This is a genomic window from Nonomuraea sp. NPDC005692 (assembly GCF_040631115.1).
Lineage (GTDB): Bacteria > Actinomycetota > Actinomycetes > Streptosporangiales > Streptosporangiaceae > Nonomuraea.
The window spans coordinates 364360-389814 of sequence record NZ_JBEXYU010000004.1 but is presented as its reverse complement, the minus strand read 5'-3'; the positions used below and the strand labels follow the sequence as shown (position 1 = coordinate 389814).

Annotated in this window: 23 protein-coding genes; 10 read left to right on the top strand and 13 right to left on the bottom strand. The window is 72.0% G+C overall.

The features are described 5' to 3' along the window. Positions 1–6: 6 nt before the first annotated feature. Positions 7–1479: a helix-turn-helix domain-containing protein gene (locus ABZ459_RS12405; RefSeq protein WP_352351541.1), complete on the bottom strand. Its 1473-nt coding sequence runs from the start codon at positions 1477–1479 to the stop codon at positions 7–9. 267 nt (positions 1480–1746) lie between these two features. On the opposite strand from ABZ459_RS12405, the gene aceA reads away from it, so the two are divergent. Next, positions 1747–3033, top strand: coding sequence for an isocitrate lyase (gene aceA / locus ABZ459_RS12400; RefSeq protein ID WP_357969373.1), 1287 nt, complete (start codon positions 1747–1749; stop codon positions 3031–3033). Between the two features lie 131 nt (positions 3034–3164). Here aceA and ABZ459_RS12395 read toward each other — a convergent pair whose 3' ends face one another. From ABZ459_RS12395 to ABZ459_RS12380, 4 genes are all read right to left on the bottom strand, one after another. Further along, a complete protein-coding gene (locus ABZ459_RS12395) occupies positions 3165–3518 on the bottom strand; it encodes a hypothetical protein (RefSeq protein WP_357969371.1) in 354 nt (117 codons plus the stop codon). Positions 3519–3591: 73 nt separating this feature from the next. After that, positions 3592–5124 carry a protein kinase gene (locus tag ABZ459_RS12390; protein WP_357969368.1) on the bottom strand — a complete coding sequence of 511 codons (1533 nt, stop codon included), beginning with the start codon at positions 5122–5124 and terminating at the stop codon, positions 3592–3594. Positions 5125–5345: 221 nt separating this feature from the next. Beyond that, a complete protein-coding gene (locus ABZ459_RS12385) occupies positions 5346–6182 on the bottom strand; it encodes a siderophore-interacting protein (protein WP_357969365.1) in 837 nt (278 codons plus the stop codon). A gap of 148 nt (positions 6183–6330) precedes the next feature. Continuing rightward, complete coding sequence (locus tag ABZ459_RS12380) at positions 6331–7308, bottom strand: alpha/beta hydrolase (protein WP_357969362.1); 978 nt, start codon at positions 7306–7308, stop codon at positions 6331–6333. A 364-nt stretch (positions 7309–7672) separates the two neighbouring features. On the opposite strand from ABZ459_RS12380, the gene ABZ459_RS12375 reads away from it, so the two are divergent. The 3 genes from ABZ459_RS12375 to ABZ459_RS12365 are packed head-to-tail and all read left to right on the top strand — an operon-like array spanning position 7673 to position 9895. Beyond that, positions 7673–8368, top strand: a complete 696-nt coding sequence (locus ABZ459_RS12375) for an ABC-2 family transporter protein (protein WP_357969359.1) — start codon at positions 7673–7675, stop codon at positions 8366–8368. Next, a complete protein-coding gene (locus ABZ459_RS12370) occupies positions 8361–9149 on the top strand; it encodes an ABC-2 family transporter protein (protein WP_357969356.1) in 789 nt (262 codons plus the stop codon). The genes ABZ459_RS12375 and ABZ459_RS12370 overlap by 8 nt, the downstream gene beginning before the upstream one ends. Positions 9150–9151: 2 nt before the next feature. Continuing rightward, positions 9152–9895: an ATP-binding cassette domain-containing protein gene (locus tag ABZ459_RS12365; RefSeq protein WP_357969353.1), complete on the top strand. Its 744-nt coding sequence runs from the start codon at positions 9152–9154 to the stop codon at positions 9893–9895. Here ABZ459_RS12365 and ABZ459_RS12360 read toward each other — a convergent pair. Next, complete coding sequence (locus ABZ459_RS12360) at positions 9889–10380, bottom strand: hypothetical protein (RefSeq protein ID WP_357969665.1); 492 nt, start codon at positions 10378–10380, stop codon at positions 9889–9891. The two genes, ABZ459_RS12365 and ABZ459_RS12360, sit on opposite strands and share 7 nt — an antisense overlap. A gap of 132 nt (positions 10381–10512) precedes the next feature. Here ABZ459_RS12360 and ABZ459_RS12355 point away from each other — a divergent pair, with 132 nt between their 5' ends. Beyond that, entirely contained in the window at positions 10513–11049 is a 537-nt protein-coding gene (locus tag ABZ459_RS12355; RefSeq protein ID WP_357969350.1) for an MFS transporter, read from the top strand. Between the two features lie 49 nt (positions 11050–11098). After that, on the top strand, positions 11099–11830 hold the full coding sequence (locus tag ABZ459_RS12350) for a YcnI family protein (RefSeq protein WP_357969348.1): 732 nt from the start codon (positions 11099–11101) through the stop codon (positions 11828–11830). A 58-nt stretch (positions 11831–11888) separates the two neighbouring features. On the opposite strand, the gene ABZ459_RS12345 is transcribed toward ABZ459_RS12350, so the two are convergent. The 3 genes from ABZ459_RS12345 to ABZ459_RS12335 form a co-directional block, all read right to left on the bottom strand. Next, positions 11889–12851 carry an ABC transporter permease gene (locus ABZ459_RS12345; protein WP_357969347.1) on the bottom strand — a complete coding sequence of 321 codons (963 nt, stop codon included), beginning with the start codon at positions 12849–12851 and terminating at the stop codon, positions 11889–11891. Between the two features lie 79 nt (positions 12852–12930). Then, positions 12931–13908, bottom strand: coding sequence for an ABC transporter ATP-binding protein (locus ABZ459_RS12340; protein WP_357969344.1), 978 nt, complete (start codon positions 13906–13908; stop codon positions 12931–12933). Continuing rightward, on the bottom strand, positions 13905–15071 hold the full coding sequence (locus tag ABZ459_RS12335; protein WP_357969341.1) for a DUF2092 domain-containing protein: 1167 nt from the start codon (positions 15069–15071) through the stop codon (positions 13905–13907). Before ABZ459_RS12335 ends, ABZ459_RS12340 begins: the two co-directional genes overlap by 4 nt. Before the next feature lie 127 nt (positions 15072–15198). Here ABZ459_RS12335 and ABZ459_RS12330 point away from each other — a divergent pair, with 127 nt between their 5' ends. Both ABZ459_RS12330 and ABZ459_RS12325 read left to right on the top strand, forming a co-directional pair. Then, positions 15199–15873, top strand: a complete 675-nt coding sequence (locus ABZ459_RS12330; RefSeq protein ID WP_352328085.1) for a response regulator transcription factor — start codon at positions 15199–15201, stop codon at positions 15871–15873. Continuing rightward, positions 15866–17212, top strand: coding sequence for an ATP-binding protein (locus ABZ459_RS12325; RefSeq protein ID WP_357969339.1), 1347 nt, complete (start codon positions 15866–15868; stop codon positions 17210–17212). The genes ABZ459_RS12330 and ABZ459_RS12325 overlap by 8 nt, the downstream gene beginning before the upstream one ends. Positions 17213–17365: 153 nt before the next feature. On the opposite strand, the gene ABZ459_RS12320 is transcribed toward ABZ459_RS12325, so the two are convergent. Further along, the gene (locus ABZ459_RS12320) at positions 17366–18235 is read right to left on the bottom strand and encodes a LysR family transcriptional regulator (protein ID WP_352328087.1); all 870 of its coding nucleotides are present in this window, start codon (positions 18233–18235) and stop codon (positions 17366–17368) included. Positions 18236–18736: 501 nt separating this feature from the next. Then, complete coding sequence (locus ABZ459_RS12315) at positions 18737–18883, bottom strand: hypothetical protein (protein WP_357969336.1); 147 nt, start codon at positions 18881–18883, stop codon at positions 18737–18739. On the opposite strand from ABZ459_RS12315, the gene ABZ459_RS12310 reads away from it, so the two are divergent. Continuing rightward, the gene (locus ABZ459_RS12310) at positions 18882–19940 is read left to right on the top strand and encodes a neutral zinc metallopeptidase (protein WP_357969333.1); all 1059 of its coding nucleotides are present in this window, start codon (positions 18882–18884) and stop codon (positions 19938–19940) included. The two genes, ABZ459_RS12315 and ABZ459_RS12310, sit on opposite strands and share 2 nt — an antisense overlap. Positions 19941–20074: 134 nt before the next feature. Next, a complete protein-coding gene (locus ABZ459_RS12305) occupies positions 20075–21640 on the top strand; it encodes an LCP family protein (RefSeq protein WP_357969330.1) in 1566 nt (521 codons plus the stop codon). 71 nt (positions 21641–21711) lie between these two features. Here the strand turns inward: ABZ459_RS12305 and ABZ459_RS12300 are convergent, their stop codons facing one another. Both ABZ459_RS12300 and ABZ459_RS12295 read right to left on the bottom strand, forming a co-directional pair. After that, entirely contained in the window at positions 21712–23058 is a 1347-nt protein-coding gene (locus tag ABZ459_RS12300) for a hypothetical protein (RefSeq protein WP_357969327.1), read from the bottom strand. A 203-nt stretch (positions 23059–23261) separates the two neighbouring features. Next, positions 23262–25298: a spermidine synthase gene (locus tag ABZ459_RS12295; protein ID WP_357969324.1), complete on the bottom strand. Its 2037-nt coding sequence runs from the start codon at positions 25296–25298 to the stop codon at positions 23262–23264. Between the last annotated feature and the right edge of the window lie 157 nt (positions 25299–25455).

The following is a 25455-nucleotide window of genomic DNA, read 5'->3' as shown; positions in this document are numbered from 1 at the left end:
GTCAGCTTATGCGAGGGTCGCGTGACGCTCCAGGAAGGTATAGACGTCCGCCTCGTCCACACCCGGGAACGACCCGGGCGGCAGGGCGGCCAGGATGTGCGAGTTGGCCCGCGCGGACGGCCAGGCGTAGCCCTCCCAGCGTTCGGCCAGCTCAGCGGGCGGACGGCGGCAGCAGTCGCCGTTGGGGCAGCTGGACTTGGTGCGATTGGTGGTCTCCCGGCCCCGGAACCACCGCGACTCCCGGTACGGCACCCCCAGCGTGATCGCGAAGTCCCGTTCCCGCGAGGGATCGACGTGCGCGACGCAGAAATAGGTGCCGGTGGGCGAGTCGGAATACTGGTAGAACACCGAGAACCGGTCGGGCGAGGCGAACACCTGCCGCCCCGACCACTGCAGGCACATCCGTTGCCCCTCGATGGCCCCCTGTTCGTCGGCGGGGAAGACGATGCCGTCGTTCTCGTACGCCTTGTAGATGGTGCCACCGGCGTCGTTGCGCACGAAGTGGCAGACGAGGCCCAGGTGGTGGGTGGCCAGGTTGGTGAAGCGGTGGGCGGCCATCTCGTAGGAGACGGCGAACACGTCCCGCAGGTCCTCCACCGACAGCGCCCGCGCCGCCTTGGCCTCCTGGAGGTAGGGGGCGGCGGCCCGTTCCGGCACGAGCACGGCGGCGGCGAAGTAGTTGGCCTCGGTGCGCTGGCGCAGGAAGTCGGCGAAGTCGCGCGGTTTGCCGTGGCCGAGCGCGAGGTGCCCGAGCGTCTGGAGCAGGATCGTGCGCGGGGTGTGCATGCCGAGCTGCTCGTGTTTGACGTAGATGCGCCGGTTGCGTAGGTCGGTGATGGAACGCACCGACCGCGGCAGGTCCTGGGCGGTGTGGACGGTGTAGCCGAAGTGCGTGACCAGGCCCTGGATCGTGCTCTGGGACAGGGCGCCGGTGCGGTAGCCGACGGCGTCGAGGGCCTCGGCCGCGGCCTTCTCGATGTCGGGGAAGTAGTTGCCCACCTCGCGCTGCCTGCGCCGCAGCTCGGCGTTGGCGGCCCTGGCCTCCTCGGGGGTGGCGGTGCCGCGGGCCTGCCGGGCGCGCAGCTCGCCGTACAGGCCGAGCAGGTGTTCCAGGACGTCGTTGGGCACGCGCGCGGAGACCTTGAGCCGGGGCAGGCCGAGACCGGCGTAGATGGGGTCGCGCTGCGCCTCCTCCAGCGCGATCTCCAGCTGGGCGCGCCGGTTGGGCGGCTGGCGGCGCAGCAGCTCCTCGACGGGGACGCCCAGCGCGGTCGCCAGGGACTTGAGCAGCGAGAGCTTGGGCTCGCGCTTGCCGTTCTCGAGCAGCGACAGCTGGCTGGGCGCCCTGCTGACGCGCGAGCCCAGATCCGACAGGGTGAGGCCGCGCTGTTTGCGCAGGTGGCGCAGACGCTGGCCGAACGCGATCAGATCGAGCTCCTGCGTCAAAGACAGCGGTTCTTCGCCTAGCAGGGACGCCATACAGGCATCTTAGACAGAAATTCGGCCCATTTTCTAGCCTTTGGGCACTCAGGGCGCGTCGCAGCGCGACGCGAGAGCCGCGTGCGGTTCGGGATGAGGATTGGTCTAGGCCAACAGGAAAACTTGCGATTTCTTCTCATCTGAATACCCACAAGTAATGCACGCATTGGAAATTTTGACGGTTCTTCTCAGCCCTGAAGCCTATTGACCCGCGGCCTCCGGGCAGATCATCGACGTGAGCCCCAGGGGACGACAAAGGAGCGAACGATGAACGATCGCCTCAAGGGAGCTGCGGAGCAGCTGCAGGACAAGTGGCAGAACGACCCTCGCTGGGCGGGCGTCGAGCGCACGTACAGCGCGCAGGACGTGATCCGGTTGCGGGGCAGCGTCCAGGAGGAGCACACGCTGGCCCGGCTCGGCGCCGAGCGTCTCTGGGACCTGCTGCACACCGAGGACTACGTCAACGCCCTCGGCGCGCTGACCGGCAACCAGGCCGTCCAGCAGGTGAAGGCCGGGCTGAAGGCGATCTACCTGTCCGGCTGGCAGGTGGCCGCGGACGCCAACCTCGGCGGCCAGACGTACCCGGACCAGAGCCTCTACCCGGCCAACTCCGTGCCCGCCGTCGTGCGCCGCATCAACAACGCGCTGCTGCGCGCCGACCAGATCACCTGGTCGGAGGGCGTGCCGGACGCGCCGCACTGGCTGGCGCCGATCGTGGCCGACGCCGAGGCCGGGTTCGGCGGCGTGCTGAACGCGTTCGAGCTGATGAAGGGCATGATCGCGGCCGGCGCCGCGGGCGTGCACTGGGAGGACCAGCTCGCCTCCGAGAAGAAGTGCGGCCACCTGGGCGGCAAGGTGCTGATCCCGACCGGCCAGCACATCAAGACGCTCAACGCCGCGCGGCTGGCCGCCGACGTGTGCGGCGTCCCCTCACTGATCGTCGCGCGGACCGACGCACAGGCCGCGACGCTCCTGACCAGTGACGTGGACCCGCGCGACCAGGCCTTCACCACCGGCGAGCGCACCGCCGAGGGCTTCTACCGGGTGCGCAACGGCGTGGACTCCTGCATCGCCCGCGGCCTGGCCTACGCCCCCTACTCCGACCTGCTGTGGATGGAGACCGGCACGCCGGACCTGGACGTGGCCCGCGAGTTCGCCGAGGCGATCAAGGCCCGCTACCCGGACCAGATGCTCGCCTACAACTGCTCGCCGTCGTTCAACTGGAAGCAGCACCTGGACGACTCCACGATCGCCAAGTTCCAGCGCGAGCTGGGGCACATGGGATACAAGTTCCAGTTCATCACGCTGGCCGGGTTCCACTCGCTGAACTACTCGATGTTCGACCTCGCCCAGGGGTACGCCGCCGACGGCATGACGGCCTACGTCGAGCTCCAGGATGCCGAGTTCGCCGCCGAGGCGCGCGGGTACACCGCGACCAGGCACCAGCGCGAGGTCGGCACCGGCTACTTCGACCTGGTCAGCACGGCCGTCGCGCCCGACTCCTCGACGACCGCGCTCAAGGGCTCCACCGAGGAGGAGCAGTTCCACCACTGATCTCCTGATCTCGCCGGCCACCTCCAGGGCATGGGATGGTTCCCCCGGCGAAGGGCCGCGCCGGCTCCCCCAGCCCGGCGCGGCCCCTTTTCATGCCCCTCTTTCACGCCCCTTCGAGGCCCGCCGTGCGCTCAGCCGCCCTCCCGGGCCCACGACGGCAGGTCCTGCCGCTCGGTGATGTCGCGGACGAGCTGGGCGTGCGCGTCCTCGGCCTGCTGCCTGGTGGACCAGTGCAGGCTGAGCACTTCCTGGCCGCCCGTCCCCGGATCGGCGCCGGGCGGCGACAGGCGCACGGTCGACTCGAACAGCAGCGGCACCGTCCCGCCGTCGGCCTGGTCGAGCACCAAATGCAGGGTGCGGATGCGGAACGTTCCCGCGGCGGTGCCGACGCGGTCGTCGCCGATCGTGCGCCGAGCGCGGTCGGCCAGCAGCTCCTGCGCCCGCGCCGGGCTGATGGGGTTGCCCTCTATGTCGTAGTAGCTCATGTACGGCCTCGCTCTCGGGTGCGGGAGGGTGACCACGCTTCACCCGCTCACCTCGATCATGAGGCATGCGCGGTCAGGACGCTCCGGTGGCCGTCGGGGTGGCCGGGCCCGAGACGGTGGGGCCGGGCGACTCGCCGGGGCCGTCCTGGGGGATCGTGCTGAACGAGCCCGACGGCCGCGGGCAGTCGCGGCGGCCCGCGCCTCCGCGGTGGCGGCCCGCCGGACCGGCGCACGGACCGGGCTCCGCGCCGCCCGGATCGCCCGGTCCGGACGTCCCGGACGGGCGCGCGGGGCGGGACGGGCCGGACCGGCGGAAGTCGTCGTGCCGCCGGTCGGGTTCGGGCGTGAGGATCGCGAAGTGCCCGCCCGGCGTGCGGGAACGCGTGACGGAGAGCACCGGCGTGGCCGCGCTCTCCCGGGGCGCCACGTGGACGGGCGACCGGATGCCGGCGGGGGTCGCCGTGGGCCGCTCGGTCGCGCGGGCGCCGTCCTGCGGCTGCACGACCGCGGGCTCGGGCAGCAGCGAGCCGCCGCCGAGGCTCAGGGCGTCCCCGCCCGAGGCCGCGATCACGGTGACCGCCGCGATCGAGACCGTGGCCAGCGCGGCGAAGCCGGCGTGCGACAGGTGCGCCCCGGCCTTCGCCCTGCTCCTGCGCCTGCTCCTGCGCTCGGAGCTGCCCGGTTCCGCCGCCGGCGTGACCGGGCGGGCCGCCCCGCCGCCCGCCGGGCAGGGCACCTCGGCCCAGCTCCCGTCCAGCACGTCGCGGACCGCCCGGCGCAGGTCCCACGGAGCGCCCACGCCTCCGGACGCCAGCAGCGCCCGCAACAGGTCGGCCGATCCGGGACGGGAACCCGGGTCCTTGGCCAGCGCCGCCTCCACGGCCGGGCGCAGCAGGGCGGGCACGCCGTCGAGGCGCGGCGGGTCGAACAGGATGCGCCGGGTCAGCACGTCCGCCTCGCCGCCGCCGAACGGGTGGTGGCCGCTCGCCGCGTAGGCCACCAGGCAGCCCCAGGCGAACACGTCCGAGGCGGGCAGGGCGGGGCCGCCGGTCAGCCGTTCGGGCGCCACCCAGCCGGGGCTGCCCATGACCTGGCCGGCCTGGGTGTGGGCGGCGAGGGTGTCCACGTCGCGGGCGATGCCGAAGTCGATGACCCGCGGCCCCCCGGGCGACAGCAGCACGTTGCCGGGCTTGAGGTCGCGGTGCACCAGACCGGCCTCGTGCACGGCGACGAGCGCGGCCGCCACCCCGAGGGCCACACCGTAGGCGAGGTCGGGCGTGAGCGCTCCCCCGGCCTTGACCACCTGGGACAGCGCGGGCCCCGGGATGTACTCGGTGACCAGGTACGGACGGTCGTCCTCGGCGCCGTCCTCGATGACGGCGGCGGTGCAGAAGGGCACCAATCTCCGCGAGAAAGCCACTTCCTCGGCGAAACGCGCCCGCAACGTGGCATCGTGGAGATGCACCGGGTGCGGCGTCTTGAGCGCGACCAGGCCCCCTTGCGGGTGTTCGGCCAGGTACACCACGCCCATCCCGCCCGACCCCAGGCGGCCGAGGAGAAGGTACCGGCCGATGACGACCGGGTCGCCCACCGTAAGCGGTCGCACGCCAGGAGGCATGTCGCTCGCACCACGCGCCATCCGGGTCTCGCCTCTCCTGTGGGGGACACGGCAAGGCACACTGTGGCGGCATCCGGGGGCCCTTTCCGCATGTCTTGCGCAAGGGGTATCGCAGGTAAGGCGTTCGTGCCCGGAGGGTTAGTAAGTGCTGGGATGGAACGTTCTGAAGTGGCTTTTGGTGGTTGGCGGGCTTCCGTCCGGAGAAGGGGTCAGGAGGCCAGGGCGCGCGCCTCGTCGGCCTCGACCTCGCGGTTCCAGTCGTTCTTGACCGCCCGCCAGGCCTCGTCGTCCACGCCGATGCGCCAGTAGCCGGATATGGACAGCCGCTCCATCGGCACGCCCCGCTCCAGTCGCAGGTGGCGGCGGAGCTCCTTGACGAAGCCGGCCTCGCCGTGGACGAACGCGTGCACGTCCCCCTCGGGGAACTCCAGCGCGCGCACCGCCTCCACCAGCGCCTGGCCGACGGGCCGCGCGCCCCGGTACAGCCAGGTGATCCGCGCGTCGGCGGCCGTGCCGAGCTTCAGCTCGTCACCGGGGCCGTCCACCTCCAGCAGGACGTGGGCGAGGGCGCCGTCGGGCAGCGCCTCCAGGGAGGCGGCGATGGCCGGCAGCGCGCTCTCGTCGCCCACCAGCAGATGCCAGCCGGCCTCGGGATCGGGCGCGTAGCCGCCGCCGGGGCCCAGCATCAGCACGACGTCGCCGGGCTCGGCCGCGGCGGCCCACGGCCCGGCCAGGCCCTTGTGGCCGTGGTGGACGAAGTCGAGGGTCAGCTCAAGGGCGTCGGGATCCCAGGCGCGCACGGTGTAGGTGCGCAGGCGCGGCCAGAGCTCGCGCGGCATGGTCTCGCGCACGTGCTTGACGCTGAAGGGCTCGGGGTAGTCCACGCCCTCGTGCGGGAAGACGAGCTTCACGTAATGGTCGGTGAGGCCGCGGCAGGCGAAGTCACGCAGGCCGTCGCCGCCGACCACGATGCGGATCATGTGCGGGGAGAGCCGCTCGGTCCGCAGGACGACGCCCCGATGGTGATCCGTGGGCTTGTCAGCCATCACTTCAGCCCCCATGTGTTAGTTAGGTATACCTAACCTTACAGCGGGATTGACGGCCATGGCCACCGCAACGCCTCGACGCCTTCCCCGGCGCGCAACCCCAAACTGCGACATGTCAGCACAAGCTACCCCGACACAGTAGGCCCAGTCAGGCCGCCGCCGAATCCCCTCCCCGCGCCGCACGGGCCGCGACGGCCTCCAGGAACGCCGACATGTGCCGGAAGACCAGCCGCGCCTCCGGCAGGACGTCGGCCAGGATCGGGAACGCGTGCGGCATGCGCCGCCACTCCTCGTACCGCACCGGCACCCCGGCCTCCCGGGCCCGCTCGGCCACCCGGCGGGCCTCGTCCCGCAGCACCTCCGTGGAGCCGGTGACGATCATCAGCGGCGGCAGGCCGGTGAAGTCGCCGTGCACCGGCGAGACGAGCGGGTCCCACGGGTCGAGCCCGCAGGTCCAGTGGCGGGCCAGCCATCGCACCCGGCCCGCCGGCAACATGGGGTCGTGCCAGCGGTTGGCGCGGCGCGGGATGTCGGTCAGATCCGTCCACGGCGACAGGCAGATCGCGGCGGCGGGCGTCGGCAGGCCGCGGTCGCGCAGCGCCAGCAGGGTCGCCAGCGTCAGATGGCCGCCCGCCGAGTCCCCGGCGATGACGATGTCCTCGGGGGCGTGCCCGTTGCGCATCAGGCACTCGTAGGCGTCCAGCGCGTCGGCCAGGGAGTCGGCCAGCGGGTGCACCGGCCCCTGCCGGTAGTCCAGCGCGAGGACCGGCCGCCGGGCCACGGCCGACAACCGCCAGGTGATGGGCCGGTGGGTACGCGGCGAGCAGGAGAAGTAGCCGCCGCCGTGGAAGTAGAGCAGCGCCTTGCGCTCGTCCACCCTCTGGCCGGCGCGGACCCATTCGCCGCCGCAGTCCGGCCCCTCGGCGGGCGCGACGACGGCGTGCTCGGGCAGGCGCAGCGGCATCAGCCGGGCCAGCTCGCCCAGGCGGGCCGCGCCCATCAGGGCCAGCGGATGACGCATCAGCACCGTGGAGGCGGGCTTCAGGGTGCCCCACATGACCGAGGTCAGGGCCCTGGCCTGCCAGCTCAAGGGGTAGTCGGGTGCCACGTCCTTGTTGATGCGCATGACGGTCCTCCACCCCTTTTCTTCCCGGAACGTCACGGCTCTACCGGCCAGTAAGGATCTCGTCCCTGACACGAATATTCCGCCCTTGTACGACCCTGGGGATATGCCAGGACATTCGGGGACTCCGCTCCACCTGGGCGGCCCCGCGGTTCGGATATCGCGTTGCGGACCGCTGACCCACCGGCGGATAATTCCAGGCTTCCGCCAAGGCGGACCCGTGCGCGACCCCGACACGGTCCGTGACCGCGTCCTCACTCCCGGGAGGTGAGCCATCATTCCCCTCTACGCCCGCCTCGTCCGGTACGGCTTCCGCAAGCACGCCGTCTACATCTGGGCCGCGCTCGCCGGCGCGTTCACCAACAGCGTGTTCGGCGTCCTGCGCGCCTACGTCCTCATCGCCCTGTGGCAGGCCCGCCCCGGCCTGGCCGGCTACGACGTCACCGACGCCGTCACCTACTGCTTCGTCACCCAGGCCCTCATCGGCCCGATGATGCTGTTCGGCGGCGGCCTGGCCATCCCCGAGCGCATCCGCACCGGCGACATCGCGCTCGACCTCGTCCGCCCCGCCTCGCTCCAGCTCTGGTCGCTGGCCGAAGACCTGGGCCGGGCCGCGTACCTGCTCCTGGTGCGCAGCCTCCCGCCGCTGCTGCTGGGCGCGGCCCTGTTCGGCATCACCACCCCCGCCTCCCCGGCCCGATGGGCGGCGGCCCTGACCGGCTGCCTCGTCGGCGTGCTCATCAGCTTCGGCTGGCGCTACCTCGTCGCGCTGTCGGTCTGCTGGCTCGCCGACGACCGCGGCGTGGCCGTCGTGTCCCTGGTCCTGACGACGTTCTTCAGCGGCATGATGCTCCCCCTCCACCTGTTCCCCGGCCCGCTGGGCGAGGTGGTCAGGGCCCTGCCGTGGGCCTCCATGGTCCAGGCGCCCGCCGACCTCTACCTCGGCAGGGCCCCCGTGGGGCGGACGCTCGCCCTCCAGGCGTTCTGGGCGGCGACGCTGTTCGCGCTCGGCCTGCTGGCCACGCGCGCCGTCCGCCACAAGGTGGTGATCCAGGGTGGTTAGGACGTACTTCCTGCTGGCCTGGACCTGGACCCGCGCCGCGGCCGCCTACCGCCTCTCCTTCGCCCTGATGATCGTGTTCGGCCTGGTCACGGGGGCGATCGACGTCGCGGCCATCCTCGTCGTCTTCGCCAACACCACCACCCTGGCCGGCTTCACCCGCGAGGAGGTGCTGTTCCTGTACGGCGCCTCCGCCGTCTCCTTCACCGTCTGCGACACCTTCGTCAGCAACCTCGACCGCATCAGCCAGCACATCAAGGCCGGCACGCTCGACACGATCCTCATCCGCCCGGCCGCCGCCTGGATCCAGATCGCCGCCGACCGCTTCGCGCCCACCAGGATCGGCCGCGTCGTCCAGGCCGCGGCCGTGCTCGCCTACGCCGTCGCCGCCCTCGGCCTCGACTGGCGGCGGGCCTGGATGATCCCCGTCATGATCGTCACCGGCATCGTCATCTTCACCGCGCTCTGGACGCTCGCCGGCGCGCTGCAGTTCGCGCTGACCGACGCCCCGGAGGTGGTCAACACCTTCACCTACGGCACCCACCAGCTCAGCCAGTACCCCCTCAGCGTCTACGCCCGCGACCTGGTCCGCGGCGTCACGTACGTACTGCCCCTGGCCTTCGTCAACTGGCAGCCCGGCCTCTACGTCCTGGGCCGGGACGACCCGTTCGGCACGCCCGGGTTCATGCGGTTCCTCGGACCGGCCGCCGCGCTGGTCCTCGCCCTGGCCGCCGCGTCAGCCTGGCGGCAGGGCATCAGGCACTACCGATCGACGGGGAGTTAGCGATGATCGAGCTGCGACGGGCGGGACGCTCGTTCAAGGTCAGACGCACGGTCGTGCACGCCGTGCGCGACCTGTCGTTCACCGTGCCGGCCGGCGAGTTCGTCGGCTATCTCGGGCCCAACGGCGCGGGCAAGTCCACCACGATCAAGATGTTGTGCGGCATCCTCACCCCCACCACCGGCTCGGTGCGGGTGGCCGGGCTCGACCCCTCCCGCCGGCGCACCACGCTCGCCCGGCGGATCGGCGTGGTGTTCGGCCAGCGGACGACCCTGTGGTGGGACCTGCCGCTCAAGGACAGCTTCGAACTGGTCCGACACCTTTACAAAGTAGATCGTGCGACCTTCCGGGTCCGGCTGGCCGAGCTGACCGAGACCCTCGACCTCGGCTCCTTCCTGCGCACCCCGGTGCGTCAGCTCAGCCTGGGGCAGCGCATGCGCGGCGACCTGGCCGCGGCGCTGCTGCACGCCCCCGACGTGCTGGTGCTGGACGAGCCGACCATCGGCCTCGACGTGGTCAGCAAGGCGAGCATCCGCGGCTTCCTGAAGCGGCAGAACGCCGAGCGCGGCACGACCGTGCTGCTGACCACGCACGACCTCGGCGACATCGAGCGCCTGTGCCGCCGGATCATGCTGATCGACCACGGCCGGCTGGCCTTCGACGGGACGCTCGCCGAGCTCATGGCCACGGCGCCGGAGCAGGCCACCATCGAGGACGTGGTGACCCGGCTCTACACCGGCACTCAGTAGTAGCCGCCCTCCTGGGTGGTCTCGTAGTCGTCCTCGTCGAGGTCGTCGTGCGGGCGCGACCAGCGGGAGGGCATCAGCACGGGGATGAACAGGACCACGCCGAGCAGGGCCAGCACGCCCGTGGTGAGCAGAACCTTGTCGCCCGCGCCGGCGTCCAGGACGATCTGGTGGACCGACGGCTGGTCGGGGATGAGGGACAGCGCCCTGCCGGTGTCCAGGGCGTAGACGACCGTCCAGGCCAGCAGCACCATCGAGGGCACGAACGTGGCCAGCGGCGAGATCCGGCCGGCCACGACGAGGCCGACGACGAGCCCGACCGCGGCCATGGCGCCGAGGGCGATCCACATCTTCTGGTTGTCGGGCGGCGGCGGGGTGATCGCCGCACTGGCGAGGGCCTGCTGCACGGCCCATCCGCCACCCCCGAGGACGGCCGCCGTGACCACGACGCCGATGAGCAATCCTGCTAAGTGCCGCAACGTTCTCACCTCAAATGTCAACGCGAATGTCAACGCGCTCGGCACGACCCTAGCGACAAATGCCATTTCCGGACCAGGCATCAACCCGCTCGGAAGTTAGGGGTCTCATGCGACGGAGCCTCGTGAGACCATGTGGCACACATGCGTGCGCGACTTCCCCTCCGGCTCGCGCGGACGGCCGCCTTCGCCGCCGTCTGCGTGACCCTCGCTGCCCTCGCCCACGTGGCGGGCGGCGGTGGGCGTCCGGGGCCGTGGGCGGCGGCGCTTGGCCTGGCGGCGGTCTCCGGCCTGGGGCTGGCGCTGTCCGGCAGGGAGCGCTCGGCGTCGCTGATCAACATCGTGCTGGGTGTGACGCAGTTCGGCCTGCACGAGCTGTTCGCGGGCGGCAGCCCGTCCTCCTACGTCTTCGAGCACGGCCACGGCCAGGGGCTGGCCGTCAACGCGGGCATGCTGCTCGCGCACCTCACGGCGACCCTGATGACCGGCTGGTGGCTGTCGCGCGGCGAGATCGTGCTGTGGTCGCTGCTGCGCCGGCTCGGGTTGCGGCTCGTGCCGCCGCTGCTCGCGGTCGTGCCCGCGGTGCGGCCGGGCGTTCCGGTCGTGCACACCAGGGTGGTCCCCCCGCAGCCGGGGTTCCGGCACCGGGTGGCCAGGCGTGGTCCTCCACTTCCCGCCTGACCTGCTGACACCCGTAGACCCCTGTCATTTTCCGAAGTGGAGTTCCGCCATGTCCTTCGTCCGTCGTGCGGCGACCGTGCTCGCCGCCGCCACCGCCCTCACCGCCGGTCTGGCGCTGCCCGCGCTGGCCCACGTCTCCATCAACCCGGGCACCGCCGAGCAGGGCGGGTTCACCAAGGTCGCCTTCCGGGTGCCCAACGAGCGTGACAACGCCTCGACGACCAAGGTCCAGGTCAGCTTCCCCACCGACCATCCGCTGGCGTTCGTGTCGGTCAAGCCCGTGCCGGGCTGGGACGTCAAGGTCACCGAGGGCAAGCTGCCCAAGCCGGTCAAGACCGAGTACGGCGACCTGGAGGAGGCCGTCACCACGGTCGTGTGGTCCGGCGGCAAGATCAACCCGGGTGAGTTCCAGGAGTTCGAGGTGTCCATGGGCCAGTTGCCCAAGGACGTCGACTCGCTGACGTTCCCGACGAAGCAGACGTACTCCGGCGGCGAGGTGGTCGACTGGGCCGACGCGCCCAAGTCCGACGGCACCGAGGCCGAGCACCCCGCCCCCACGCTGAAGCTCGTCCCGGCCTCCGGCGGCGACGAGCACTCCGCCGCGAGCGCGCCGGCCTCGGCCGCCCCGGCCGCCGCCACGGGCCCGTCGGTGGCGCCGGTGGCGGCCTCCTCGGCCTCCTCCTCCGACGGCACGGCCCGCCTGCTGGGCGGCGCCGGGCTGGTCGTCGGCGTCATCGGCGTCGTCGTCGGCGCCCTGGGCCTGCGCCGCCGGACGGCCTGACCCCGCGACGCGGCGTCCCCGGCCGGGCACCTCGCCCGGCCGGGGACGCGCCTCCCGGTCAGGACGTGATGTCCTTGCCGGAGAAGCGCGCCCACGCGATCGAGCAGAACAGCACGATGTAGGCGCCGAAGGCCAGCAGCCCGTCCCGCAGCGCCGACAGGTCCATCGGGCTGCGCAGCACCGCGTCGAAGCTGGTGAACCTGGTCGGCAGCAGGTACGGCGTCACCGCGCTCAGCTCGGGGAAGGCCCGCAGCACCTGGCAGACGACCACCAGCACGAGCGTGGCGGCCACCGCCCCGATGGACACCTCGGTGAACGTCGACAGCGCCAGCGCGACGGCCGCCAGCGCCGCCATGCCGGCCCCGACGTAGCCGACGGCGATGAGGATGCGCAGCAGCCCCTCGCCCATGGAGATCGTCGTGCCCGACAGCAGCGTCACCGGCCCGGCCGGGAACAGGATCAGCCCGGTGACCAGCGCCGACAGCGCCACCACCGCCGTGACGGCGTAGGCGAAGACGACCGCGTTGAGGTATTTGACGGCCAGCAGGCGGGTGCGTCCCGCGGGCGCGGCCAGCAGGTAGCGCAGGGTGCCGCCGCCCGCCTCCCCGGCCACCGAGTCGCCCGCGACCACGCTGACGGCGACCGGCATCAGCAGCAGCACGAGGAACGAGAACGCGACGAACGTGAGCATGAGGCTGTTGCCCGCCACGCTCTGGATGAACCCGCCCATCCCGTCGCGGTCGTCGCCGCCGAACGCGCGCAGGGCGAGGCCGAGGACGGCCGGCACGGAGGCGAGCACGGCCAGCATCACCAGGTTGCGCGGCCGGCGGAAGGTCAGGCCCAGCTCCGAGCCGAGCAGCCGCCAGAACGCCCACCGCGCCCGCCGCGGGCCGTCGGCGGCGTCCGTCCCGGCGCCCTGGGCCGGGCCCGCCGCGGCCCCGGCGTCCCTGGCCGGGTCCGGGTCCGGTGTGCGCCGCTCCACGGTGCGCAGCGTCTCGGTCACGGGCACCAGGCCGGGCATGCGGCCACCGGACCGGCCGTCCCGCGTCTCGGTTGCGGGTGTCCCGGTTGCGTGTGTCCCAGCGTCCGGCGCCGAGGTGTCAGCCGTCGACATCGAAGCCCTCCCCCGTCAGTCCGACGAAAACGTCCTCCAGGCTCGGCCGCAGCACGGCCAGCCCCCGTACGGCGACCCCCTCGCCGACCAGCGCGGCGTTGATCCGCTCCGGCGCGTCGCCGCCCAGCTCGGCCGTCACGTCGGCGTCGCCGCGCCGCACGTCGGCCAGCCCCAGCCCGCCGAGCACCCGCGCGGCGTCGGCCACGTCGGGCGTCTCGACCCGGACGCGCGTGGCCAGGCCGCCGTTCAGCGAGGCGATCGTGCCCTGGGCGGCCAGCTTGCCGGTCCGCATGATCGCCGCGTGCGTGCACATCTGCTCGACCTCGGCCAGCAGGTGCGAGGAGACGAAGACGGTGGTGCCGCCGGCGGCGATGTCCTTGACCAGCGCGCGCACCTCGCGGGTGCCCTGCGGGTCGAGGCCGTTGGTCGGCTCGTCCAGGACGAGCAGCTCGCGCGGGCCGAGCAGCGCGGCGGCGATGGCCAGGCGCTGGCGCATGCCGAGCGAATAGTTGCGGTAGCGCTTGCCGGCCGCGGCCGACAGGCCCACCCGGTCGAGCGCGGCGGCGACGCGCGCCCGCGCGGTGCGGCGCACGGCGGTGGGGTCGGCGGCGTCGAAACGCATCAGGTTGGCCTCGCCCGACAGGTACGGGTAGAACGCCGGCCCCTCCACCACCGCCCCCACCCGGGGCAGCGCCCGCGGCAGCGGCAGCCCGAGCAGGGAGTGCTCCCCCTCGGTGGGCGCGATGAGGCCCAGCAGCATGCGGATGGTCGTGGTCTTGCCCGAGCCGTTGGGCCCGAGGAAGCCGAAGACCGAGCCGCGCGGCACCGCCAGGTCGAGCGCGTCCACGGCCACCTGGCCGCCGCGGAAGCGCTTGGTCAGGCCACGCGTGACGATGGCGTGCTCCCCGGAGGGCGGGGCCGCCCCGAAGGGCGCCCCCGCTTCCTGCGTGACGGCGGTGGTCACCTGACGCCCGCCGCCTGGGTGATCTCCTCCGGGGTGACCGCGCCGACCAGCAGGCGGCCGTCGTCGGTCAGCAGGACGGTGACGAGCTTGGTCTTGATCAGCCGGCCCGAGCCCCACGTGCCGCTCACCGGCGTGGCCGACTTCAGCACGGTGTCGGCCAGCGCCCCCACGTCGGCCTTCGAGCCGTCGCCGGGCGTCGAGCCGCCGTCGCCCGCCGCCGGCCGGTCGGCCGCCTTCAGGTCCTCCGGCTTGAACGGCAGGACGGCCACGGTCGTCCACCCGTCGCCGACGACCTTGAGCTCGCCCGCGACCCTCTCGGCCTGCTCGGCGTGCTGCTCGGCGCGCTTGGCGTCGCCCAGCTCGCTGAGGTCCTTCTCCTCCACCTTGGCGCCCGCGGGCGGGGTGAAGGTGAAGTTCTCCGGGGCCGGGGGCGTGAACGTGACCTGGGTGAAGCCGACCTGGAAGGCCGGTTCGGCCGAGCCCTTGGCGTAGACCTGGACCTGGAGCGGGACGTAGGTCTCGCCGTCGAGCGCGAGCCGCACCTCCTGCACCAGCGAGCCCTCGTCCTTGGGGGCGAGGACGAGCTGGTAGACCGGACGGCCGGCCACCTCCGCGGTGTTGATCACGCGGACCGCGGTGTGCTCGTCGGCCTTGGCCAGCAGCTTCTCGGCCACCTGCGGCGGCGTCAGCTGGGTCGGCGGCGTGCTGGGCAGCTTGTGCTCCTGGCCCGTGCCGGGCTTGATGGTCAACCGGGTCGCGGTGTTGGTGGCGCTCTGCCAGTACCAGCCCTGCTCGCCGTTGACGATCAGGTTGGTCTCGTTCAACTGGGTCGGCATGGCCACCCGGAACCGGTCGGCGCCGCCGTACCAGACCTTGATCTCGTGGGACCCGGACAGCAGGCTCAGCGGCGACTCGCCACCGGTCTGGGGCAGCGACGGCAGGCCGAGCGAGGCCGTCTGCTGCACCGTGCCGGACATGGGCGGCAGGCCGCCCCCCTTGCTCGTCGCCGCCACGGCGTCGGCCAGCAGCTGCTGGGCCGAACGCTCGGGCAGGACGGGCTCGCCGCTGACCGCCGCGATGACCGGTCCGGCTCCGATCGCGCCACCGATCAGCGCCGCCGCGGCGATCGGGACTCCCCACCTCACGAACGTGCCTCTGCGCATCTCACTCCTTAACGGTATGTCGATGACCAGAGCCTGCGGCATGCATCCTGTGGCCGGCCTGAGACTGTCTGAGACGCCTCTCAGCCTTCTCAGCGGCGTCTCAGCTCAGGGACGGGAGAATCAGCACATGAGAGTACTGGTCGTCGAGGACGAGCGGCGGATGGCCGCGGCCCTCCAGCGCGGGCTGCAGGCCGAGGGGTTCGCCGTGGACCTCGCCCACGACGGCGAGGAGGGCCTGCACGCGGCCCGGCAGGGCGACTACGACGTCGTGGTGCTGGACATCATGCTGCCGAGGCTGTCGGGCTACAACGTGTGCAAGCAGTTGCGCGCGGAGGAGAACTGGGTGCCGATCCTCATGCTGTCGGCCAAGGACGGCGAGTACGACATGGCCGACGGCCTCGACCTCGGCGCCGACGACTACCTGACCAAGCCCTTCTCGTACGTGGTGCTGGTGGCCAGGCTCCGGGCCCTGCTGCGGCGCGACTCGGGGCGGCGGCCGTCGGTGCTGGCGGCCGGCGACCTGACCCTCGATCCGGCCCGCCGGAAGGTGCAGCGGGGCGAGACGCCGGTGGAGCTGACGCCGCGGGAGTTCGCGCTGCTGGAGTTCCTGATGCGCCGCCGGGACGAGGTGGTGTCGAAGTCGGAGATCCTGGAACACGTGTGGGACACCTTCGACACCGACCCCAACGTGGTCGAGGTCTACGTCGGCTACCTGCGGCGCAAGGTCGACGCCCCCTTCGGCAGGAACGCTCTGCAGACCGTGCGCGGCGCGGGCTACCGGCTGGCGGGCGACGGTGGCTGACACCCCGATGGCCTGGTGGCGGCGTCAGGGGCTGCGGTTCAGGCTGACGGCCGCGGCGGCCGCCGTGCTGGCGCTGGCGCTGGCGCTGTCGGCCTCGGTGCTGCTGTCGGTGCTCGACCGGGCGCTGATCGACACGGTCGACACCTCGACCCGGCAGCAGGCCCAGACCGTCCGCGTGGCGGCCGACGCCGGGACGCTGACCAGCCCGATCACCACGCATGACGGCACGATCGTCCAGGTGCTCGACCGCAGCGGGCGGATCACGCACGTCACGTACGGCACCGACCGGCTGGTGCCGCTGCTGGACGCGGCGGCCAGGGCCAGGGTGCTGCGCGAGGGGCGGGCGACGTTCCTGGACGGGCGGCCGTACGCGATCCCGGGGCCGCTGCGGGTGGTGGTGCTCAGCGCCGACCACGGGCAGACGGTGCTGGCGGCCAGGCCGATCGGCGAGATCCAGACGAGCCTGGGCGTGGCCGGACGGATCCTGCTGGTCGGCACGCCCGCGCTGGTCGTGCTGCTGGCGGTGGCGAGCTGGCTGATGATCGGCAGGACGCTGCGCCCGATCTCGTCGCTGCGCCGGGTCGCGGCCGAGATCACGCACACGGCGCGGTCCAGGCGGCTGCCGGTGCCGCAGTCGCGTGACGAGGTGTACGCCCTGGCCACCACGCTCAACGGCATGCTGGCCCGGTTGGAGGAGGCCGAGCAGCGCCAGCGCGCGCTGGTCTCCGACGCCGCCCACGAGCTGCGCAGCCCGCTGGCCAGCATCCGGCTCCAGCTGGAGGTGGCGCTCGGCCATCCGGAGGGCCAGGACTGGCGGGAGACCGCCGAGGGCGTGCTGGAGGACGCCCTGCGGCTGTCCAGGCTGGCCGAGGACCTGCTCGCGCTGGCCCGCCTGGACGAGCGCGGCGGCGTGCCGGCCCGCGACGAGCCGGTCAACCTCGACGAGGTGGTGCGCCAGGTCGCCGAGCGGTACGGCGAGGCCCGGCTGACCGCGTGCGACCCCGTGGTGGTGCGCGGGGACGCCCTCGACCTGAGCCGGGTGCTGACGAACCTGATGGACAACGCTGTCCGGCACACCTCCTCGAAGGTCGAGGTGGCGCTGACCGCCGACGGCGTGCTGACGGTGACCGATGACGGGCCCGGCATCCCCGAGCAGGACCGGGAGCGGGTGTTCAACCGGTTCACCCGGCTGGACTCCGGGCGCAGCAGGGACGAGGGCGGTGCGGGGCTGGGGCTGGCGATCGTCCGGGAGACCGTGCGTGCCCACGGGGGGACGGTGGTCCTGCAGGACGCGGCGCCGGGCCTGCGTGCCGTGGTCCACCTTCCGGTGTCCCGCTAGGCGGGCGTCGGCCGGAGCGATCGGCGGGAGCTCGGCGGGGATACCGGCCCGCGCGACGCGTTCGGGGCGCCGGCGGGCTGCGGTCAGTGGCGGGGGCGGTGCGGGGGACGGTGCGGGGGACGGGGACTGCGGGGGATCATGGAACGTTCCTGGTCAGGCGGCTGTGCCCTTCTCCGCGGTGGACAGGAAGTCCTGGGCGATGAGGGGCAGGCGGCGGCGTGCGTGCACCACGGCGATGACGCGCCGCACGGCCGGTTCGAGTGAGCGCACCACCAGGCCCGCCCTGGCGGCCTGGTCGGCCATGCCGCGGTACCACAGCAGCGAGGCCTGGCCGGCGCGGACCGCGTTCAGCCAGCCGTTGCGCTCGTCGGTCTCCAGGACGACCACGGGGGTGACGGCGTACTTGCCGAACATGGCGTCGAGCTCCCTGCGCCGCGAGCTGCCGCGGGCGGGCAGCGCCAGGCGCATCCCGTGGAGCTTGCCCATGGGGACCGGGTTGGGCAGGTCGAGCCCGGGCGGGGAGATCAGCACGATCTCCTGGCGTTCGAGCGGGTGGGTGATGAGGTCGGTGGGCACGGGCAGATCGGTGAGCCCGAGGTCGGCCCGCTGATCCCGGATGGCGCTGACGACGCCGTCGCGGCCGTCGCAGCGCACGATGTGCACGCGTACCCCTGGGTGCTCGGCCGCGTAGGCAGGGAGCAGCCGCCCCGCGAGTCCGGGTTCGAGACTCGGGGTGGAGGCGATGCGCAGTTCGGCCTCCGTCACGCCGGCGTGGTTGGCCAGGCCCTCGATCTCGTGCACGGCGTCGAGCGCCTCCCTCGCCAGCTTGACCACGCGGCGGCCCTGGGCGGTGACCACCACACCGCGGCCGGAGCGGGCGAAGAGCGTCATGCCGAGCTCTCGCTCAAGATCGCGGATCGCGCGGGACAGCGCAGGCTGCGCGATGTAGAGCGACCTGGCCGCGTCGGTCATGGTGCGGTGCTCCGCAGTCGCGACCACATAGCGGAGCTGCTGGAGATTCATGCCAACGAAGCTAGGACACCGCCCTGCTCCGGGACCGGTAGATAGCGGAGATCACCTCGATTGATTTCGGAGCGTGACCGAGTACCGCTACATCCGTGACGGGTGATAAATCAGTATGCTTTTGCCCCAAATTTGGCAAAGATCCTTTGGGGTCTGCCGCAAAGCCGTGCATTGCAGACAAGCGGCTTAACGGGGAGACACGGTGACAGCAAACGGGCAATATCCACCTCCGCCACAAGGGCCCGGGCAGCCCCTGCGGCCCCCTTCGCGACCATGGCCGCCGCCGGGCTACGGGCAGCCGCAGCCGCAGGGCGGTCACCCCTACCCGCAGGCGCCCCCGCCCCCGAACCCGCCGCAGGGCCCGCCGCCCGGTTCTCAGCCCTATCCGCCGCAGCCGCCCCCGCCGCGGGGCTATCCGCCGCAGCCGCCGGCCCCGCAGGGCTACCCGCCGCAGGGCCACCCCCAGGGCCCCCCACAGGGCCCGCCACAGCCCCCGCAGGGCTACCCGCCGCAGGGCCATCCGCCGCGCGGCCCGCAGTATCCGCCGCCGCAGTACGGGCAGCAGTACCAGGCGCCCCCACCGCCGCCGCCCATGCCGACCATGCCCACGAGGCAGTGGCCGCAGCAGCCGAGGAAGAAGTCCGGCATGGGGGTCGCCGGCGTCCTCGGGGCCGTGTTCGGGTCGCTGGCCGCGCTGTTCGTGCTGATCGTCATCGGGGCGGCGATGCTGAAGTCGTCCTCGCACACGGAGACGACCACGCCGGTCGCGCTCCCGTCGTACGAGCCGTCGCGGACCGACGAGCCCTTCCCCAGCCACGAGCCGACGCACGACACCTCGTCGCAGGAGCCGACCCAGGAACAGACGCAGCAGCCGACCCAGGAACCGACCCAGGAGCCGACGCAACAGCCGTCGCAGCGGCCCACCGAGCGGCCGACCCAGGAGACGGTCACGCCGCCCAAGCAGGTCACGCTCAACACCAGCCTGAAGAACAACACCCTCTACCGGGCAGGCAGCCTGCCCCGGGTGAACTGCCGGGCCGGGAACACGAACATCTTCAGCCACAGCCAGCTCAAGGCGCTGATCCTGAAGACCGGCCGGTGCATGGACAAGGCGTGGGGGCCGATCCTGCAGCGGCAGGGCATCGCGTTCAGCCCGCCGAACTACGCCGTGGCGTCCGGGCGCGGACGGGGCGCGTGCGGCGACTATCCGTCGGCCGGGAGCATGGTGCCGTACTACTGCCCCCGCAACAACACGATCTACGCCTCCACCTCGGCGATGTCCAGGGGCAACGGCAACGCCCGCGGCTACGGCCAGATCATCTCCTGGCACGGCGGCATCATCAGCATGATGGCCCACGAGTACGGCCACCACGTCCAGAACATCACCGGCGTGATGGACTCCTGGTGGCAGGGCACCATCAACTCCTCCAGCCAGAGCGGCAAGCTGGCGCTGAGCAGGAAGCTGGAGCTGCAGGCCACCTGTCTCGGCGGCATGTGGATGCGCTCGGTCGCCTCGTCCTACCCGGTGCCGTCCTCGCTGCGCTCGCGGCTGTTCTGGTTCTACGCGCAGGTGGGCGACTACCCCGGCTATCCGCGCGACCACGGCACGCCCGCCAACAACAACCGCTGGTTCCGGCAGGGGTGGGAGCGGGACAAGACGTACCAGTGCAACACGTGGCTGGCGCCGTCCTCGACGACCTCCTGAGCGACACGTGGCGTTCATCTCATGTTGAAGAGTTGTCTCTGATGTCCAGGTATGGGGGCTAGAATCCTGGCAATCTTGTGCCCGACATGGGGCGAACATCATTTTTTGCCTGGTAGGCGTGCGAAGGAGCCGGTGTGAGCAAGCGCGATGGGGGAGACACCGTGCCCGGAGGCGCCAAACGGCGGACTCCACGCCCGCGCAAGGGCTCCTCCCCCGCGCCGCGCTTCGCCAAACCCCTGACGACTGCCTCCGTCATCGGCTGGACGGCTCTGTCCGCCCTGGTGCCCGGCGCCGCGCATCTGCGGGCCGGGCGCCGTCGTACCGGGCTGATCATGGTCGGCGCGTACGCGGTGGTGCTGCTCGCGGCCCTGGCCTTCGGCCTGACCCGGGATCTGAGCAACCTGACGGGCCTGGCCGAGGACGGCGCCATGGTCACGGTGATCGTCATCGCGGCCGCGTGCGCGCTGGCCTGGTTCGCCGTGATCGCCGTCTCGTACGTGGCGCTGGGCCCCAACAGGCTGAACCAGCAGGGCCAGGTGGTGACCGGGATCGTCGTGGGCGTGCTGTGCGTGGCCGTCATGTCGCCGTTCGCGCTGACGGCCAACTACGTGCTGGCCGGGCGGAACGCCGTCAACGCGATCTTCCCGTCGCACCCGGACCCGGAGAACCCCGTCCAGATCAAGAACCCCGAGGACCCCTGGGACGGCAAGACCCGGGTGAACTTCCTGCTGGTCGGCGGTGACGCCGCGGGCAACCGGGTGGGCGTGCGCACCGACAGCATGACGGTGGCCAGCGTGGACACCAGGACCGGCAACACCGTGCTGTTCAGCCTGCCGCGCAACCTGCAGCACGTGCGTTTCCCGCCGTCCTCGCCGCTGCACAAGCACTTCCCCAACGGCTACATGGCCGATCTGCCCAACGGCGGCCTGCTCAACGAGGTCTGGCAGTACGCCAACGACAACCCGCAGCTCATGGGCGGCAAGAACCGCGGCCCGCGGGCCCTCATGGACGCCATCGGCTACACCCTGAACCTCAGGATCGACTACTACGCCCTGATCAACATGTACGGCTTCGCCGCCCTGGTGGACGCCATCGGCGGCCTGAAGATCCGGGTCGAGGAGGACGTCAAGTGGGGCGGCCACTTCGGCACCGCGGGCACGATCAAGGCGGGCTACCGCAAGCTGTCGGGCGAGCAGGCCCTGTGGTACGGCCGCTCCCGCGTCAACAGCGACGACTTCTCCCGCATGGGACGCCAGCGCTGCGTCATCGGCGCCTTCGCCCAGCAGGCCACGCCCGGCGTGATCCTGACGAACTTCACCAAGATCGCCGGGGCGGCCAAGCGGCTGGCCCAGACGAACATCCCGCGTCCGCTCGTCGCGCCGCTGGCGGACCTGGCGCTCAAGGTCAAGGACGCCAAGATCACCAGCCTGCAGTTCGTCCCGCCGGACTTCTACTCGGGCAGGCCCGACTGGATCAAGATCCGGGCGGCCGCGAAGAAGGCGATCGCCGACTCCGACCGCTCCGCCCGCCAGGCCCAGACCGCCAACGTGACCGCCTCCCCCGGCTCCCCGACGGCCACCCCGTCGCGGACCCGTACGCAGGCCCAGACGGGCACGCAGGCGGGCACGCCGACCGAGACCCCGACCCGCAACAGCCAGCGGGGCGGCGCGAAGTCCCTGACGGAGCTGTGCGGCCTGTGATCGTCACCCCCGCCGGAGCCCGGCTCCGGCGGGGGCTCTGACGGCGAGAGGCCGGGCCCGCTCGTTTCAGGTCACTTCGACAGGTGCCCGAGGATCCAGTCGGCGAGCGTGCCGGTGACCGTGCCGTGTTCGGAGTTGTCGGAGTCGCACTGGTAGTCGTCCAGCTCGCTCTGCTCCGGCGACAGGGCGGTGATGTCGGTGTAGAGGTCCACGGTCCAGTCCACGGGGTCGTACTGGAGCGCGACGGCGCTCACGGTGGGGACGAAACAGGCCGACCGGAACCGGCCGGCGATCGGCGCGCCGAACGCGTCGGCGACCATGCCGTAGGAGGCCAGCGTGCCGCCGGGCGCCCCGTCGAAGGGCGCGACGTCGCTGGTGTAGCTGGTGCTGGCCCACAGCGGGACGGCTCGCATGCCACCCACCCGCTGACGGGCGCCCCGGTCCGGCTGGGTGCGCACGGTGGCGCCGGCCAGCCCGTCCAGCGCGGTCCACTCGAAGGCCAGGGCGTCGGGCGGCACGTTCCGGCCGGTGCCGTCGGCGGCGCCGTTGGAGACGCCGAGCTTGCGCGGCCTGAGCGGGAACCAGCCGGCGGCGCGCAGGTCCTCGATGAACGCCAGACGCAGCGGGCTGGCCGTGGCGACCGGCCCGGAGTAGCGCCCGTCCTGGACCCAGCCCCACAGGAGCTGCTGCGCGGCCGGGCTCCTGATCAGGTCGGCCGGGCCGGGCGTGCCGGGGGCGGCCGGCGCGAGGGCCTCGGCGAAGTAGGCGAGCTGTTGCAGGATCAGCGGGATCCAGGCGCCGTTGTGCGGCGAGTCGTAGGACAGGTAGGTCATCGTCTGGTGGTCCTCGCGGCGGCGTTCCATCTCCGCCAGCGCGTAGCGGGTGACCAGGCCGCCCGCACCGAGGCCGCCGACGATCAGCGGCGTGGTGCCGAGCCGCTCGCGGATCGCGCGGCCCACGCACGTCGCCGCGACCCCGGCGTTGGCCTGGATGTGGGTGTGGCGGGCGGCGAAGCCGAGCAGCACGACGTCGATGCCCTGGGCGAGGAGCCGGCTGAGCAGCCGGTCGCCGTGCGGCGGGTACGGCGCGTCGAGCCGCCCCCACAGCCCGGCCAGGTCGCTGGGCCCGTGGCCGAACCCGTCGGCGAAGATCATGGGGCGGACGAGCGCGTCGTGGCCCGGGGCGAGATGGACGGCGGCCGTCCCCGTGGCGAGCCGGCCCTGGTAGGGCCAGGCGGAGGCGAGCTCCCACCGCGCGTCGGGCTCGCGGTGTTCCCCGGAGCCGCCGGGGTCCTGTGTGAAGAACACCCCCGTGGGGAGCGCTCCGGCGACCTGTTCCGCGCGTCCGGCGGGCGCGGGCTCGCACTCCTGTGCCGGAACGCGCTCGACGTCGATCCTGGCCGCCCCTGGTGTCGCCATGACTGTCACCTTTTCTCGTGGGTTACCGGATGTGACCCCCGATTCGCGTGCCCGCCTTTCTGAATATCGTTCGATCTTTTTCCGGATTCGATGACGTCTCCAGCTCACCTCGCCCACGGCGACAAATCAACCCGCGCCGCCGACAATTCACCCTGACCACCGGTCAAGGCATTACAGAAGACCGCGCAGGCCATTTCCATTTGTCACACGAGCGCGGTCTTTCGCGGCATCAGCGCCAGGGCGCCCAGGTAGAGCAGGGCGGCCACGATGAGCAGGCCCTTGTAGCCGATCACCAGCGCCAGGTACTCCAGGCAGCCGCCGACCATCGCGCCGAGCAGGTTCGCGCCGAAGGACGTGGTCGCGTCGGCGGTGTCGGAGAACCGTTTGGCGAAGACCACGTTCGCGGCGAAGATCGGCAGGAACGCCACCGTCACGGCCGCCACGGCGCGCAACGGCACCGGCAGCGACAACAACCACGCGTTCGGCACCAGCCAGGCCAGCAGCAGGCCGGCCAGCAGCACGGCGTACATGACGGGCAGCGGCGGGGTGCGGAAGCGGCGGGTCACCTCGACGGCGGCGAGCACGGCGACCAGCACCCCGGCGAAGACGATCGCGTTGACCACCCAGGTGGTGCCGAACAGCAGCGCGAAGCCCGTCACGCTCTTGGTCTCCAGCAGCAGGAACGCCACCCCGAGCAGGAACAGGTCGGAGTAGGGCTTCATGCGCCCGTAGGGGCCCGCCACGACGCGGACGGCCAGCAGGCTGACGATGAGGATCAGGCCGAGGGTGATGATGTAGATCGGCGGGATCGTCCGGTCCTTCAGGTAGAGGAAGGGGCGGTCGTCGTCGGCGGGGGCCGGGGTGCCGGCGGCGGCGCCGGGCCACTGGCTCGCGCAGCGCTGGTCGGCGGCGGTCAGGCCGGCGGTGATGACGGCCTGCTGGCCGGCGGTGCTGACCACGTCGACGCACGGCCTGTGGCCGAAGGCGGTCTGCATGGTCGAGGCCAGGCGGTCGACCAGCCAGCTCTCGCGGTAGTAGTTGTACATCGAGAACGTGCCGCCCGGCCGCAGGTGGGCACGGGCGGCCTGCATGGCCTCCTCGGTGAACAGGTAGCTCTCCAGGCGCAGCGAGCTGGCCCCGGACACGAGGGTGAGCGAGTCGGGCAGGGCGAACAGGATCAGGTCGTAGCGGTCGCCGCTGCGCTCCAGGAAGGCGCGGCCGTCGGTGATGTGGGTGGTGACGCGCGGGTCGTCGTAGGGCTTGTCGGGGTGCACGCTGCCGCCCAGCTCGCGCAGCTTGGGGTCGATCTCGACGGCGTCGACGTGCTGGGCGCCCTTGGACAGCGCGATGGCCACGTCGGTGCCGCTGCCCGCGCCGACGATCAGCACGTCCTTGGGCGGCCTGGTGGTGCGCTCGTAGGGCAGCCCGTACTGGCGTTCCCACTGCAGGCGGGCGTAGGCGGGCACGGCCTGCTGGTGCGGGATGCCGTTGACGGAGATGTCGGTGACCGGCACGCCGAGCATCTGCATCGCCTTGTAGGTGACCTTGTAGTACGGCGACCACAGCGCCCCGGCCGTCAGCGTCTCCGACAGCAGCAGGCCGGCGACCAGGAGCGAGGGCAGGACCACCAGGCCCAGGTAGAGCGAGCGGGGCCGGGGCACCAGGAGCAGGCCGTAGCACAGGGCCGCGACGACCCCCCAGAACACCGGCGGCGCCGACAGGAACGACAGCGCCGTGAACGCGGCGATGCCGCTGAGGCTGCCGATCAGGTCGTAGCGGTAGGCCTCCAGGCGCGGCAGCTCGGGGAAGCAGCGCCCGACCAGTTCGGCGGGCCCCATGAGCACCGCCGCCGCGGCGACGAAGATCACCGGCAGGATCAGCCAGGCGGGCGGCCCGACGGTGCCCAGGCTCGTCCAGTACAGGACGCCCTCGGTGTTGCGGTCGACCGTCACCGGGAAGGCCAGCACGAGGGCCACCAGGACGAGCAGGACGACCGGCGAGTAATAGGGCTGGCGGCGCGAGCGCCCCACGCGCAGGAATCCGAGCCCGATTCCAAGAAAAGAACCGAGCAGGACAAAATTGGTGAAATAGCTCAGATGAACGATGTTCGAGCCGGTCCACCGGATGAGCGCCAGTTCGAGGAAGAGCATGAAGGCACTGGCGAGGATGAGCCTCGGCCGGACCGGCAGCCAGTGTTGTCTTTCCCCGTCGGAAACCGGCGTCTGCGCCTGGAGCGTCATGATGCATCACCGTAGTGAACAGACCGAAAACAAGGAAGCCTGACGCCCCGGAAACAATTATGGTCCGCTTCGCCAGTTATGCGATGTTTTCGCAGGTCACAACCGCCGTAAGGGGCTGGACGCGCCTTGACGGATGCAGGAATGTTGGGTCGTTCCT